The organism is Xanthomonas arboricola pv. guizotiae (genome assembly GCF_002940205.1).
Taxonomy (GTDB): Bacteria; Pseudomonadota; Gammaproteobacteria; order Xanthomonadales; family Xanthomonadaceae; genus Xanthomonas; species Xanthomonas arboricola_C.
In genome coordinates this window covers 1-13,070 of sequence record NZ_MDSK01000059.1, presented here as the reverse complement: position 1 = coordinate 13,070, position 13,070 = coordinate 1, and the positions used below count along the sequence as shown (strand labels likewise).

Below are 13,070 nucleotides of genomic sequence, written 5' to 3'. Positions count from 1 at the left end.
AGTTTTGGTGCGCCAAAATATCCGCTAACTCACTGATGCAATGGATGAAATCCGATCTTGTGAGCTATTTTTACACGTATGTCGGCTGAACCCCATACAGAGAACAGCCATCAACCGTGCTGCATTCATAAATCTCCCTTAGCGACGTGTGCCGCCGAACGCTGAAATGATTGTGTCGATCTGCGACTGGTTCTGCTCGGCACCTGGACATTGCTCCAAGAAGCTCTTGCGTGCATCGCTGGTTGCGTTCTTACGGAAGCTGCCACGCTTGAACACGTTGATGCCGAAAAAATCACTGACCGCGCTGTCGCAGCCTCCGGATGTTCCACCCGAGACGGCCATGCCGGCCATACACATCAAAGACTGACACGGGTCCTTTGCTTGGGCGACGGACATGCTCGATGCACCAGAGAACACAAGGACAGAAAACAGCAGGGTGCGTTTCATGGCTTGCTCCTTTTAGTGATGATGAAACCGACTTAGGGCGCCGGTTAGGCCCTGGATCGTTGCATGGATCAAGAACAGTACCAGCGCGATCGCGCCGATGGCCAAGACGATCTTCGCCTCATGCTGCTTGCTGATCGCGACGACTACGCAGCTTCCGATCAACGCCACGATCGACAACTGCGCAGCCCATCGTACAGGTCGCTGCAACAAGGCAAGTATTGCTAACATTGCGCCTGCGACCAAATCAGATGCTGTTCGTCCGATGAAGCGCAGTAGTCGCTTCCCGGTTACAGTCGTGCTCGTTGTAGTGTCTGTCGGCTTAGGCTCCGGTACAGGGCAGGGCGCTGGCCTACGTCGGCGATGCTGATCAAGCTTGACGATGTTTCCCATGGTCACTCCTCAACAGGAATTTCAAATTCCGACAGGTCGCGTCCGCTTTGCAAATAGTCCCTCAACCAATCAGGCCGCTTCCCCCTACCTACCCAAGTATTGAAGGGATTGTTGGGGTCACGATAGCGCGGCTTGCCCCGTGGGGCCTTCTCCGCGTCCAGGGGTACGAACTCCAAACCAGCACGTTTGTACTGGTTCCCTATACCTCCCTTTTTGGGGTATCCGTTCCCTCCCGCTTCACTTGACACGAGATTTTTCCTTTATACTATCGACATTAGTCATTGAAATTGCAATTCCGAAGACAAACGGGGTGCTGTTGTATGACCAACATTCAGAGCAAACTCATCCTTGTTGCCGTAGCGATCCTCACTATGTCAGCGGGTTCGGCTGCAGCGTCAGGGCAAACCACGGCACCATTGTCCGGTTCCGTGCTTGCTCTCGCTAGGCAGTGTGCAACTGACGTTCATCCCCTGACGATGGCATATCTCGTGGCTGTCGAATCCTCAAACAATCGGTTCGCAATCGGCGTCAATCGAGGCTATCGGCTACCACGCCAACCAGCCTCTTTCGAAGAAGCGGCCGCAACAGTCCGTTGGCTGGAGGAGCGAAATTACAACTTCGATGTCGGCTGGGGCCAGGTGAACTCGAGCAACTTCAAGTCGCTAGGGGTCACTGGCGAAGGATTGCTCGACGGTTGCACGAATTTGCGGGCGTCGGCACAGGTGCTTTCAAATTGCTACAGGACTGCGGCTAGGGATGCTGGCGCCGGCCAGCAAGCGCTACAGCGCGCCCTGAGTTGCTACAACACTGGCTCTCAGACGCGCGGGTTCGGAAACGGCTATGTCGGCCGACTGTTGGCGACAGCAACCCGACTGCAGGTACCTGCATTACAAGGCAAGCCCGCAAGCCAGCGCTCCAATAGCGCAGCTGCAGCTGAGCTTCCAGATGAGGCCGAGACCGCAGAGCGGCCAGCCAAAAAAACAGAAGGAACCCCGGACGCGTTTGCCCAAGAAGCTGGTGGCGCATTCGCGGACTCCGTTCAAGGAGCTTTGCACCCACCGTCGCAACAAGACCCACAGGAGACCCAAGATGCGGGTGTTTCTAATTCTTCAACGCCAGCTGGAGGATCTATTCAATAAAAACGCAGTGACCAAGACGTCGATTCAACGAATGGAATCAAAACAGTGGATTCCGCTGTTTGAGGTGATCGGAACAAACGGCTCTTTCACATGCTCACTTCGACTTCAAGCGTCAGAAAATGTCCGGACGTGGGCCAATCTGACCCTGCTAGCCGAATGGCTGCGAGAGCGGTTCGGAGTCGAAAGCTGCGATCTCCTCCTGAGTGATAGTCCCCCCCCATTTTCGGAGAAAACAGATCCATGAGCATACTCACGAAGTCCATTAAAACCGCTGCAACCATTGGCTTTCTCACGATGTTGTCGACGGCGGCACAAGCGCAAGGTGTTGATACCGGGGCAGCATCGATGAATGCGCTTCAAACATGGTTGATGACGTGGATCCCGATCGCAGCGACTGTCCTCATCATCATCTGCGCTATCGCGTGGATCGGGCATATCCTGCGCGCCGACTGGGCAATTCGTGTCGTGATCGGCTTGATCGTGATCGGCTCGTCCTCCTACCTGGTGGGCTTGCTCCTAGGCTCCTCTTAATTTCAAGGGCGAGGCACTGCGATGGTTACCGGGCATAGCGGCCGATTTCCTCTGGTCAAAGGCGCGACGCGTCTTCCAACGTTTGCAGGCGTACCGCGCACCGTATTCCTCGCAACGTTCATGGCCTGCGCGACCCTCTTCCTGACGATCCACATGTGGGCCGTGGCGTTGTTTGCTCTGGCTTGGTTCATCGAGTTCTGCGTCGCCAAACACGATGACCGGATATTTCGCGTCATCACATTGGCGATCAAGACCAAGGGTTTTAACCTGATCAATTCGCCATTTACCAAGAAATGGGGAGGCTCCAGCTACTCCCCCGTTGACTATGAGGGTCGCTAAAAATGGCTGTAGAAGCGAGGGATATCAAAAACGACAAGGCACTAAAATTCCGAAAGGAACCGTCTGCAGCGAAGTACATCCCGTACTCCTATCACGTGACCGACCACGTGATCAGCACGGCGGCTGGAGAGTACCTAAGCGTCTTCAAGGTTCGGGGCAGAACGCACAGTTGTGCCTCGAACGCCGACCTTGTGAACTGGCATCGCGATCTAAACCAGATGCTCAAGTCGATCGGCAATGAGCATGTGAAGTTCTGGACGCACTTGCATCATCGCCGGGTCCACAACTACCCGAAGTCAGATTTCCCGAGCAGCTTTGCACGCATGTTCGATGAAAACTATGGCAAGTCTTTCGCCAACGTTCCGCTGATGGTCAACGACCTATATCTGACCGTACTTTACAACCCGGTGGGCGACACCACACAGAAGATGCTGGCCAAGTTCGAGCGTCCGACCGCGGACGCCCTGCGCGAACTACAGGCTGATGCGCTTGCATCCCTGGAAGAAATCACCGACCAGCTCATGGGCTCGATGCGGCCCTATGGCATCGAGCGCCTGGGCATCTACTACCGCGACGAACACGGAGCGATTGTTGGCCAGGACGATCCCGATCTAACCGACGTGGACGATACCGACGATGGAGACTTGCTTGCCGACGTCGGGGTCGAGCTTATCAAGGCAGAAGTTCCCGAAGCGAAGCACCAATATGCGTTCTCGACCGCCTTGGAGTGGTTGGGGTTTCTGGTCAATGGCACTTGGGAGCCTGTGCCGGTCTGCAGAGACCGCATACGCACATACCTGATGCACACTCGTCCGATCAGCTCGTTCTGGGGTGACGTGCTGCAGCTGCGGAATAGTGACCGGGTGTTCTATACCGCCGGTATCGAGGTGAGGGACTACGACGAGAGCACAGAACCCGGGCAGCTCAACACGCTGATGGAAGCCGATTTCGAGTTCGTGATGACACAGAGCTTCTGCTGCATGTCGATGCAGGCAGCTCGCACCTTCCTGACGAACCAGCAAAAATCGATGCTGGAAACGCGCGACCCGAGCCAGACACAGATTCAGGGCATCACGGCGGCGCGCGATGACGTGGTGTCACGCCGTTTCATCATGGGATGGCACCACGCTACGCTGCACGTCTACGGGGATTCAGCCAAAGAGGTCCAGCAAAGTGCCCGCAAGGCGCGCGTGCTCATGAACCAATGCGCCTTGGTGACATCTCCTGTGGGCTTGGCTTCGGAGGCGGCTTACTACGCGATGCTGCCCGGCAACCAGGCGTTCATCCCGCGACCAGCACCGATCAACAGCTGGAATTTCATTTGCTTCGCATCCTTCCACAATTTCATGACCGGCAAGCCAAAGGACAACCCCTGGGGTGATCCCGTCATGCTGCTCAAGACGGTGGCAGGTACACCGCTTTTTTTCAATTTCCATATGACTCCCGAGGACGAGGACTCAACCGGCAAGCGCCCGCCGGGTAGCACCCTCGTTCTTGGCCGCATTGGCTCCGGCAAGACCACCGTATTGGATGCGTTATTGACGGAGGCCACGAAATTCAGGCCGCGCATGTTCATCTGGGACAAAGACCAGGGCATGTATCCGATGGTGAAATCCCTAGGCGGTCGCTACACCACCTTGCGCGAGAGCGAGCCATCTGGCTTTCAGCCGCTGCAGATGCAGCCCAGCAAGCGAAACATCGCCTTCGTCAAGCGCTTGATCCGGGTGCTTGCCGAAACCTCCTTTGGCGGCGCGATCGACCACGGCGACCTTGAGGCCGCTTCAGCAGCCGTTGAAGCCGTCATGGGTGCGGACAGCTTGATTCCGATGGAGCTGCGCAACATGACCACATTGGTGCAACAGCTGCCCAACCCTTACCAGACCGGTACAGCGGATCGACCAACGTTAGCGGCGCTGCTCAAGCCTTGGACGCGCGATGGTGAGCACGGTTGGTTGTTTGATAACGATCATGATCTTGTAGATGTGACGACGCACGACATCAACGCGTTCGACATCACCGAATTCATCGTCGGCAAGGATCAGCCGCAGCCGCCGGCGCGCACGCCGATGCTGTTGTATTTGCTGTACCGGGTGCGGGAGTCCATCGATGGAACGCGCCGCTGCATCCAGGTCTTCGACGAATTTGCCCAGTATCTGGATGACCCGACGATGGATCTGGAGGTCAAGCGCGGCGTCAAGACGGACCGCAAGAAAGACTGCCTCTACATCTTCTCAACACAGGAGCCGAACGACGCGTTGGAAAGCCGGATTGGCAAGACGATCATGCAGGCCGTTGTAACGAAGATCTTGCTCGAGAACCCGGATGCTGACCCAGACGATTACATCAAGGGCCTGAAGCTGACGCCATCGGAGTACCAGGCGCTTGTAACGATCCCGGAAAATTCACGGCAGTTCTTGGTCAAGCAGGGATCCCAATCGACGCTTGCGCAGATGAAGCTGGTGGGCATGGATCGCGAAATCAGCGTGCTTTCCGGCACGCCAGATAACGCAGAACGGCTGCGCCGCATCATCGAAAAAGAGGGAACGGACGATCCGGATATCTGGCTTCCGAAATACTGGGATGCCGTGCTGGGGGCCAAGGCTTTGGCAGCGAAGCGCGAATGATGTGTTCAAGCCTGGCTGCCCGATTGGCTCCAGGCTCTCTTGTCTCTGCCCTGAGCGGAGACATTCACGACAGCAGCAGAGGAGAAGCAACATGAAAATGAAGCTACTGGCAGGCGCATTGGCCGTCGCCTTGATCACTCCCGCAGCCCACGCCCAAGTCGTCGTAGAAGACCCGGGCGTGCTGGCCAACACGATCCAACAGATCAGCTACATGACACAGCAGCTGGCTGAAGCGAAGTCCCAAGTCGAACAGCTCAGGCAGCAGTATGCCGCGTTGACCGGCAATTCCGGCATGGGCGCCCTGATGCCCAATAGCGCCAGCACGTTGCGTGAGAACCTGCCAGAAGACTGGACCAAGGTCTATTCCGATGCGATGAACAGCTCATCCAGCATCACCGGTTCGGCACAGCAGCTGCTTGGCCAATTTGATAGCCAAATTTCGAACATGGGTCGCGGCGACGCGCTGACTTTCATCCGCAAGCAGATGCGGGAGAAGGGTGCCTACGACCGCGTGATGGCAGAAAACGCCTACAACAACCAGATGCGGGAGTTGCAGGACATTGAGGCGTTGACGCGCCAAATCGATCGCACCACATCGATGAAACAGATTGCCGACCTGCAAGCCCGTATCCAAACATCAAACGGCGCGATCCAAGGCGAGCAGGCCAAGCTGCAGCTTATGAGCATGCTCCAGCAATCCCAAGACCGCATCCTCAAGTCGCAGCAGGAGAAGGCTGTTCGTCGCTACACCATCGGCGAGGAAGGCGAGTCTTTCACTGCGCCTCGCCTGAGCAACTAATCTCATGAACAGAGCACTCCTTCTGGTGATCCTGCTGCCCCTTGCCGCTTGCCAGCAATCTGACCGCACGAAGTCTTGGTACCTAGAGCACACGGCGGAGCGCGAAGCACGAGTGGTGGAATGTAAAGACGATGCGGCTCTGACAGCTACGGCCGATTGCCAGAACGCCTTGGCCGCAAAGGCGCAAGCGGAAACTTTCGGTACCGGTTCGCAGCGGTCTATCGATGTGACGCCCGATCGCGCGAGGAACGCGTCGGCAGGCGAGCAAAGCTCGTCTGCCGAGATGAACCCCGACTACAGCATCGACGTCACCCCAAAGCGGCCGCGCGCCTCCAGCGGCGAGGCAGACGGCAAGACGCAATAACGAGCAGCTAGCTAATTCCCCCGCTGGGCAGGTGATTGACTATGGCATTCGACGCGACAACCCAGATTTTTGACTACATGGACCGGGTGACCAACGAATTCGTTGCGTCGAACCTGCAGACGATCATTACGACCGTGACACCGATTGTTGCATTGGGCCTCGTCATGTCCCTTCTGGTCGAAGGGGTCTTCATCATGGCGCGGCCCAATGGCGAGCCGCTTAGTCATCTGGTTCAGAAGTTCGTTTCCTGGGCAATCATCATCAGCGTTGCCAGCGCCGGCGGTTGGTATCAAACCGACCTCGCCAACGTTGCAATGCGTACTCCTGATGAATTTGCCAGTGTTCTCATGGTCGACGGTCAGCAGGGCGATCAACAAAACGAGATTGCCGGCGTCATCGACAGGGCACTTGACCGGGGCCTGACCGCATCGCAACGGGCGTTCGACAACGCGAGCGTTTTTAGTGGGCCTGGTCTGGCCAGCTTTGCTCTAGCTGTAACAGTGCTTTTGTGCACGGTCCTGATGTGCGGGCTTGGAGCTGGCTTCATCCTCATGGCCAAGTTCCTCCTAGGCGTCACGGTCTGTTTCGGGCCGATCTTTATTTTTTGCCTGCTGTTCCAGAGCACCCGCAGCCTCTTCACCCAATGGATCGGCACGATCATCAATTACGGCTTGGTGACGATCTTGCTGTCTGCGGTCTTCGGTCTGTTCATGGCCTTCTATGAAAAAGCAATTGAAGCTGCATCAGCGGTCAATCCGGATGCGCCCCTGCTTGTTCCTATCGTCACCTGCGGCCTGATCACCGTCGTGACCTGGTTCGTCCTGAAGCAGGTTCCGGATATGGCAGCACGTTGGGGTAACGGGATATCCGCGGGTATCCAAGGTTGGCGTGGAGGCAGCGGCTCTGCCAGCGGCGGGGGCGGGGGCGGGGGCGGGGGCAGCAAAGCCGCAACAGCTGCCGGAGCAACAGTAGGAACAGCCACTGGAGGACCAGTGGGAACGGCTGCCGGCGCAGCTGCAGGTTCTGCCGCAGATGCAGTTGGGAACGAAGCTGGGCAAATGGGTGGGGCGATGACGGGCATGGCACGCGGATCACGCCGCTGACTTCGTTTCCACCCCTATGGAAGAGGGCCCATATATCCTCGAAATTGCAATTTTGATGATATATTTTAGGTCCACCCCGTGAGTACAGGAGAAATTTCGTGATGCATTCTCGGTTAGCGGTAGCAGCAACTCTTGTCGTGATGAGCGGTCTGGTCGGGGGCTGCAGCACAGCTCCGAAACCACCGCCGGAGCCGAATATGTCGAAGCTCATTCCAGTCAATAAGACGGTGCCAAGTGAGCTATCAAACCCCGCGTCTTCATCGGAAGCTGTCAAAGGGGGGCGCTGACCATGGGCAGACTGAGCAGTAAAAAAGAAGCGCCTGACCAGGGGGTAGCCAACGGCTCTCACGACGGGAAGGGAACAGCTGTAACGCGTGACAAGATCGACCAGTACCGCGAGGAGCGCCGTGGTTTGGAAGTCGATATTCTCGATGAAATTCTTCTATCGCGGAAAAGGGCTTGGCAGATTGCTGCGGGTGCATGCGTACTGACACTGGCGTCGTATGGCTTGAGCGGGTTCCTCGTCTATCGCTACAGCCAACCGCTCCCCCAGCATATTCTGCAACGGGACGCGAAAACGGGTGCGGTTGAGTCCGTGTCGCTGACGCAAGATGCCAAGACCTACGACGAAGTCACAGACTCCTACTGGGTGTCGCAGTTCATCCAACACTACGAAAGCTACGACTTCAATTCAGCCCAGCTGGACTACGACGCGGTAGGGCTAATGGCGTCGCCAGCCGTGGCCGAGCAATATGTGACGAAATACAAGTGGGGCACTTCCGATGCCGTCGACAAACGGCTGGGCGACAGCGAAAACGTCCGTGTCCATATCAATTCAGTGATTCTGAACACCCAAGATGCCGAAACAGGCATTGCGACGGTTCGCTTCACGACGACTAGAAAAGTGCGCCAGCGGCCGAACGCTGAGCCGCCTGAATATTGGATCGCGGTCGTTTCCTACAAGTACGAGAAGTCGCTGATGACGTCCAGTCAGCGGAACATCAATCCTCTTGGTTTGCGCATCATGAGCTACCGCGTGAACCCGGAAGCAGCCAACAATGTGGGAGGGTGAGATGGATCGCAAAGCATTGTGCATCACCCTGTTGGCCGCCACCCTTGCCGGGCCTGTCGCCGCTGTCGAAACGCCGCGCAGCTCGCCTTACGACTACCGCATCAAGTCCGTCGTCTATAACCCGCAAGACACGGTGATCGTGGATGCGGTGGTTGGGCTGGCTACGCACATCACCGTCTCGCCGGGTGAGCGTTACGTCACGCATGTCTTTGGCGACAGTGACGCCTGGTCCTTCGCCCATGTGGAAAACCACTTCTTCATCAAACCAAAGGAAGCCCACGGCGACACCAATCTGACCATCGTTACCGACAAGCGGACCTATCACATCCTGCTGCGATACATCGGCGACTATCAAGCGCGCGGCGAAAATGGCCGGCAGGAAACCCGCTTCATTCGTACGCCGTGGTCGATGCGGCAAGCGACGTTGGAACTGACCTTCACCTACCCCTTCGAAGAGGCGCAAAAGGCGAACGCAGCGCGCCAACAGGCACGCGTGCAATCGGCACTTGCTGCTCCGGAGTTTGCGCTTGGTCGACGAAATTTCAGTTATCAGATGTCCGATGAACCGTCCGCTCGCTCAATTGCGCCCATCAATGTGTGGGACGACTATCGTTTTACCTACTTCAGATTCCCGGCGAATGCAGAACTGCCAACCATCTTTGTCATCGGCGCGGACGGGAAGGAAAGCACCGTGAACGTGCGGACGATCGGGCGTGAGCGGAACATCATCCAAGCACAAATGGTCGCCCGTGAGTGGCGCATTCGGTACGGCAAGAAGATGGTGATCGGCCTGGTCAACAGCGGGTTCGATCCCAATCAAGGTGCAAATACGAGCGGAACGGCCGCACCCAATGTGGAGCGCGTTGAAAAGGTGGAGAGCAAAGACGGAGGTGCGTTATGAGCCGCGACGTCAATGTGGACGAAGCCCTGCAGGGCGGATTTGATGATGGGCGAGGCGGTTTCAATCGGGGGCCGAAGAAAAGCATCCCGGGCATTCGTGCCTTCATTGCTTTCATGTGTGTTCTTGCTTTGGCTGCGGTGGGCTGGATCGTCTATGCGCAAATCAAACGCGGCTCTAATCCTGCGGATGATCGCAAGCAGACAACCCAGCGAGCGAACACGTTGCCAAGCTATACGATCACCGATGCGCCGGCCCGGCCAGTCACGCAGCCGCAGCCTGATGGAACAGCCATTACGCCAGCGCCGGCAGGCCCTGTTGCTCCAGCCCGTCGAGGGCAAGCCCAGCAGGAACTGACGCCGGAAGAACAGGCTACCTTGCGTCGTTTGAAGGGTGATCTTGCCGGCGGTGCAGCGGGCCGTGCATCTCCCAGTGCCACTGCTGAGCAAGGCGCAAGCACCGGCGATCGCGCGCGACCTAGCGAAGGTTCGACGGCGCTTGCCAGCCGATTGACACCTGCAAAGATCGACAGCGCTCGCGCTCGCCGACTGTCGAACCCAAGCCTTACGGTTCCTGCAGGGCAGATGATCGCATGCGGGACCAAGACGGAGCTCGATACCACGCAGCCGGGCATGGTGTCGTGCCAAGTGTCGCGCGATGTGTACTCGGCCGATGGAAGCGTTCGCCTGATAGACAAGGGGGCACATGTCGACGGTCAGATCACCTCCGGTATCAAGGCTGGCCAGAAGCGCGTCTTTGTTCTTTGGACGCGTGTTCGCAATCCGGACAACGTGCTGGTGTCCCTCGACAGCCCCGGTACGAATGCACTTGGCAGCACAGGCATTCCAGGGCAAGTCGATACACATTTCTGGGAACGGTTTGGCGGCGCCATGTTCATTTCCGTGTTTACCGATGTCGGCGACGCCCTGGTCAATGCCGCCAGCAATGCATCGACCAACGTCAACCTCGACAGCACGTCAAACACATCCGACCAGCTCGCACGTGAGGCTCTAGAAGCAACGATCAACATTCCACCGACCCTCTATGCTCAACAGGGCGAGGCGGTTTCGATCTACGTGGCGCGAGACCTGGATTTCAGCGACGTTTACGATCTGCGTCTTGGCTATGGTCGCTGAGGCTCTCGGTTTGAAGCGCACGATCGACCGCGATGCATCGGTATGGCTGACGCTGGGTCCGCTCAAGACGTACCTCGATGACCCAGAGGTTTTCGAGGTGCGCGTCAACAGGTTTGGCCAGGTCGTCTGCGATACCGCACGTGGGCGGGTCTTCCATGACAGACCGGAAGTGACGGCGGGCTATCTGGAAAGACTGACCAATACGCTGTTGAACTACAACGGCTTGGGTCGCATGCCGATCAACAATGTGCTTCTGCCCGACGGATCGCGCGGCATCATTTGCTGGCCGCCTGCCGTCTTGGAGGGAACCGTCCTGATTGCGATCCGCAAGCATCTGGCGGTGAATAAGTCGCTCGAAGATCTCAGGGAGGAAGGGAGGTTCAATGGCTGGAAGCTGCGATCCCAAGCGGATGTGACCAGGCTGGAAGCTTTCGAGGAAGAGCTTCTGCAGCTTCTTGCCGCCGGCGACCTCGTATCCTTTTTCCGCTTGGCTGTACGCAGCAAACGCAACATCGCCGTCTCCGGCAAAACCGGCTCAGGCAAGTCCACCTTTACCAGAACGCTGCTCATGGAGGTGCCTGCCGAAGAGCGGGTTTTATTGATGGAAGACGTGCACGAAGTCGCATCCGATCGGCAACATGAAATCGGGTACATGATGTATGGCTCCCAAGAGGGTCGCGTATCCGTGTCCGAATGCCTCAAAGCATGTATGCGGCTGTCGCCCGACAGGATTTTCATGACCGAGCTGCGCGACGACGCGGCATGGGATTACCTGGCGGGCGCCAACACTGGCCATCCCGGTGGCATCTTCTCTACCCATGCCGACAACGCCGTTACCACACCGAGCCGCATCGCCACGCTGGTCAAGGCATCTGAGGTCGGTCGGCTGCTCGACTACGAAGTCATCATGAAGACGATCCACACGACGCTAGACGTGATCGTCTACATGGAAAACCGACAGATCATCGAAGTGCTCTATGACCCTCATTTCAAGAAACAACAACTGGCCGGCTAAGCGCCGGTCTTATGTTTGCCGGTTCGTGCTGGTCGTCCTGCTGGCCCTGCAAGTGGCGCCTGCGGCGGCAGCCGAAGCAGCCGCCCAGGTAGGATTCTCGCCAGAGGGCACCGGTCAAAGCCTTGTCCTAGATGTGATCAAGACCGCGCGCAGTGAATTGCGGGTTATGGCCTATTCGTTCACAGCACCCGATATCGCGCAGGCCTTGATTGCCGCCAAGAAGCGCGGTGTCGACGTGCGGGTGGTGGTCGACGCCGACCAAAGCCGGCAAAGAAGCCAGATTGCGGCGCTTAACACCTTGGCGCTCGCCGGCGTTTTGGTGCGGCTCAACGGGCGCTACCAGATCATGCACGACAAGGTGATCGTTGCCGATCGCAGGACCGTTCAGACGGGATCGTTCAATTACACGCGATCTGCCGAGAAAGCCAACAGCGAGAACGTCATCGTGCTCTGGGACGTGCCAGGCTACGCCGGCGAATTCCTGCAGCACTGGCAATCGCGATGGGACCAGGCTGCACCCTATCAACCTCCGTATTGACGAAGCATCCAAAGCGCACAGCTCGAGCAGCAATAATTGGAGACGCAACATGGCATCTAACGTTCCTGATCCTATAGATGACCTGGCCCGCGAACATGGCCAGGTCATCGCCGTATCTGAGGTGGACGGCACGACCGCCCATAGCGTCCTGCAAGCAGGCCATGTCGGACCCGCCTCAATGCGGTACAAGGGCTCCTCCGGCGTACATTGGGCAGTTTTTCCGTCGGCCGAAGAGGCTGTAGCGGCTGCGAGCATGGCGAACCGTCCCGATATTGGCGGCTTTCACAGTGTGGAGGTGCTGCCGCCCGAAGATGCTCCTGACGACGCGGAACACTTCGACTGTGCCGAAGACTGGCTCATGAGCTGAGTTTCCCTTGTGGGAAACACCCTCTAAAACGCGCTGAGCGCTTGTCTGCAGCCCACGGCCGGGTACCCCCGCCGTGGGCTGCCTGCTTCCAGGCGGCAGAGCGCCCCAGGGAGACTGGATTGGCTTATCATTCGCCCGCGCCGGCACAATCCGGCGCCGGGCGTGAGACCCCGACACGAAACGCAGCCTATGGCGGCTGTGCGCGGGCAGGCGTAGGGGTTCAGCCGACATACGTGTAAAAATAGCTCACAAGATCGGATTTCATCCATTGCATCAGTGAGTTAGCGGATATTTTGGCGCACCAAAAC

At 57.6% G+C, this 13,070-nt stretch carries 17 protein-coding genes; 15 read left to right on the top strand and 2 right to left on the bottom strand.

The annotated features are described in order from the left end of the window. Window positions 1-138 precede the first annotated feature (138 nt). Window positions 139-447 (bottom strand): TrbM/KikA/MpfK family conjugal transfer protein, encoded by a 309-nt coding sequence (locus XarbCFBP7408_RS21000; RefSeq protein ID WP_104564582.1) that lies wholly within the window; start codon window positions 445-447, stop codon window positions 139-141. Between the two features lie 63 nt (window positions 448-510). Here XarbCFBP7408_RS21000 and XarbCFBP7408_RS22875 point away from each other — a divergent pair, with 63 nt between their 5' ends. After that, the gene (locus XarbCFBP7408_RS22875; protein WP_181107078.1) at window positions 511-672 is read left to right on the top strand and encodes a hypothetical protein; all 162 of its coding nucleotides are present in this window, start codon (window positions 511-513) and stop codon (window positions 670-672) included. A 167-nt stretch (window positions 673-839) separates the two neighbouring features. On the opposite strand, the gene XarbCFBP7408_RS20995 is transcribed toward XarbCFBP7408_RS22875, so the two are convergent. After that, window positions 840-1,085: an H-NS family nucleoid-associated regulatory protein gene (locus XarbCFBP7408_RS20995; protein ID WP_219820284.1), complete on the bottom strand. Its 246-nt coding sequence runs from the start codon at window positions 1,083-1,085 to the stop codon at window positions 840-842. 72 nt (window positions 1,086-1,157) lie between these two features. Here XarbCFBP7408_RS20995 and XarbCFBP7408_RS23565 point away from each other — a divergent pair, with 72 nt between their 5' ends. The 14 genes from XarbCFBP7408_RS23565 (at window position 1,158) to XarbCFBP7408_RS20930 (ending at window position 12,762) form a co-directional block, all read left to right on the top strand. Then, the gene (locus XarbCFBP7408_RS23565; RefSeq protein ID WP_104564581.1) at window positions 1,158-1,976 is read left to right on the top strand and encodes a lytic transglycosylase domain-containing protein; all 819 of its coding nucleotides are present in this window, start codon (window positions 1,158-1,160) and stop codon (window positions 1,974-1,976) included. A gap of 240 nt (window positions 1,977-2,216) precedes the next feature. Continuing rightward, window positions 2,217-2,507: a TrbC/VirB2 family protein gene (locus tag XarbCFBP7408_RS20985; protein WP_104564580.1), complete on the top strand. Its 291-nt coding sequence runs from the start codon at window positions 2,217-2,219 to the stop codon at window positions 2,505-2,507. A 21-nt stretch (window positions 2,508-2,528) separates the two neighbouring features. Then, window positions 2,529-2,846, top strand: a complete 318-nt coding sequence (locus XarbCFBP7408_RS20980; protein ID WP_104564579.1) for a type IV secretion system protein VirB3 — start codon at window positions 2,529-2,531, stop codon at window positions 2,844-2,846. Between the two features lie 2 nt (window positions 2,847-2,848). Beyond that, the gene (locus XarbCFBP7408_RS20975; RefSeq protein ID WP_104564578.1) at window positions 2,849-5,470 is read left to right on the top strand and encodes a conjugal transfer protein TraB; all 2,622 of its coding nucleotides are present in this window, start codon (window positions 2,849-2,851) and stop codon (window positions 5,468-5,470) included. Between the two features lie 91 nt (window positions 5,471-5,561). Then, entirely contained in the window at window positions 5,562-6,269 is a 708-nt protein-coding gene (locus XarbCFBP7408_RS20970) for a type IV secretion system protein (RefSeq protein ID WP_104564577.1), read from the top strand. Window positions 6,270-6,273: 4 nt separating this feature from the next. After that, complete coding sequence (locus tag XarbCFBP7408_RS20965) at window positions 6,274-6,633, top strand: EexN family lipoprotein (protein WP_104564576.1); 360 nt, start codon at window positions 6,274-6,276, stop codon at window positions 6,631-6,633. A gap of 41 nt (window positions 6,634-6,674) precedes the next feature. Next, entirely contained in the window at window positions 6,675-7,736 is a 1,062-nt protein-coding gene (locus tag XarbCFBP7408_RS20960; RefSeq protein ID WP_104564575.1) for a type IV secretion system protein, read from the top strand. A gap of 101 nt (window positions 7,737-7,837) precedes the next feature. Continuing rightward, on the top strand, window positions 7,838-8,023 hold the full coding sequence (locus tag XarbCFBP7408_RS23560) for a TrwH protein (protein WP_425509764.1): 186 nt from the start codon (window positions 7,838-7,840) through the stop codon (window positions 8,021-8,023). A 2-nt stretch (window positions 8,024-8,025) separates the two neighbouring features. Continuing rightward, on the top strand, window positions 8,026-8,808 hold the full coding sequence (locus XarbCFBP7408_RS20955; RefSeq protein ID WP_104564574.1) for a virB8 family protein: 783 nt from the start codon (window positions 8,026-8,028) through the stop codon (window positions 8,806-8,808). A 1-nt stretch (window position 8,809) separates the two neighbouring features. Beyond that, on the top strand, window positions 8,810-9,709 hold the full coding sequence (locus XarbCFBP7408_RS20950; protein ID WP_104564573.1) for a TrbG/VirB9 family P-type conjugative transfer protein: 900 nt from the start codon (window positions 8,810-8,812) through the stop codon (window positions 9,707-9,709). Next, complete coding sequence (virB10, locus tag XarbCFBP7408_RS20945) at window positions 9,706-10,842, top strand: type IV secretion system protein VirB10 (RefSeq protein WP_104564572.1); 1,137 nt, start codon at window positions 9,706-9,708, stop codon at window positions 10,840-10,842. Before XarbCFBP7408_RS20950 ends, virB10 begins: the two co-directional genes overlap by 4 nt. Before the next feature lie 10 nt (window positions 10,843-10,852). Further along, window positions 10,853-11,857 (top strand): P-type DNA transfer ATPase VirB11, encoded by a 1,005-nt coding sequence (virB11, locus tag XarbCFBP7408_RS20940; protein WP_219820283.1) that lies wholly within the window; start codon window positions 10,853-10,855, stop codon window positions 11,855-11,857. Beyond that, window positions 11,820-12,395, top strand: coding sequence for a phospholipase D family protein (locus tag XarbCFBP7408_RS20935; RefSeq protein WP_104564570.1), 576 nt, complete (start codon window positions 11,820-11,822; stop codon window positions 12,393-12,395). The genes virB11 and XarbCFBP7408_RS20935 overlap by 38 nt, the downstream gene beginning before the upstream one ends. Window positions 12,396-12,444: 49 nt before the next feature. Beyond that, window positions 12,445-12,762, top strand: a complete 318-nt coding sequence (locus XarbCFBP7408_RS20930) for a hypothetical protein (protein WP_104564569.1) — start codon at window positions 12,445-12,447, stop codon at window positions 12,760-12,762. The last annotated feature ends 308 nt before the right edge of the window (window positions 12,763-13,070 follow it).

Coding starts and splice junctions, on each gene's coding strand:
- XarbCFBP7408_RS20970 (WP_104564577.1), top strand. CDS start 5,562: ATGAAAATGAAGCTACTGGCAGGCGCATTGGCCGTCGCCTTGATCACT.
- XarbCFBP7408_RS20930 (WP_104564569.1), top strand. CDS start 12,445: ATGGCATCTAACGTTCCTGATCCTATAGATGACCTGGCCCGCGAACAT.
- XarbCFBP7408_RS20980 (WP_104564579.1), top strand. CDS start 2,529: ATGGTTACCGGGCATAGCGGCCGATTTCCTCTGGTCAAAGGCGCGACG.
- XarbCFBP7408_RS23565 (WP_104564581.1), top strand. CDS start 1,158: ATGACCAACATTCAGAGCAAACTCATCCTTGTTGCCGTAGCGATCCTC.
- XarbCFBP7408_RS20985 (WP_104564580.1), top strand. CDS start 2,217: ATGAGCATACTCACGAAGTCCATTAAAACCGCTGCAACCATTGGCTTT.
- XarbCFBP7408_RS21000 (WP_104564582.1), bottom strand. CDS start 447: ATGAAACGCACCCTGCTGTTTTCTGTCCTTGTGTTCTCTGGTGCATCG.
- XarbCFBP7408_RS20965 (WP_104564576.1), top strand. CDS start 6,274: ATGAACAGAGCACTCCTTCTGGTGATCCTGCTGCCCCTTGCCGCTTGC.
- XarbCFBP7408_RS20975 (WP_104564578.1), top strand. CDS start 2,849: ATGGCTGTAGAAGCGAGGGATATCAAAAACGACAAGGCACTAAAATTC.
- XarbCFBP7408_RS22875 (WP_181107078.1), top strand. CDS start 511: ATGGATCAAGAACAGTACCAGCGCGATCGCGCCGATGGCCAAGACGAT.
- XarbCFBP7408_RS23560 (WP_425509764.1), top strand. CDS start 7,838: ATGCATTCTCGGTTAGCGGTAGCAGCAACTCTTGTCGTGATGAGCGGT.
- XarbCFBP7408_RS20950 (WP_104564573.1), top strand. CDS start 8,810: ATGGATCGCAAAGCATTGTGCATCACCCTGTTGGCCGCCACCCTTGCC.
- XarbCFBP7408_RS20955 (WP_104564574.1), top strand. CDS start 8,026: ATGGGCAGACTGAGCAGTAAAAAAGAAGCGCCTGACCAGGGGGTAGCC.
- XarbCFBP7408_RS20935 (WP_104564570.1), top strand. CDS start 11,820: ATGACCCTCATTTCAAGAAACAACAACTGGCCGGCTAAGCGCCGGTCT.
- XarbCFBP7408_RS20960 (WP_104564575.1), top strand. CDS start 6,675: ATGGCATTCGACGCGACAACCCAGATTTTTGACTACATGGACCGGGTG.
- virB10 (WP_104564572.1), top strand. CDS start 9,706: ATGAGCCGCGACGTCAATGTGGACGAAGCCCTGCAGGGCGGATTTGAT.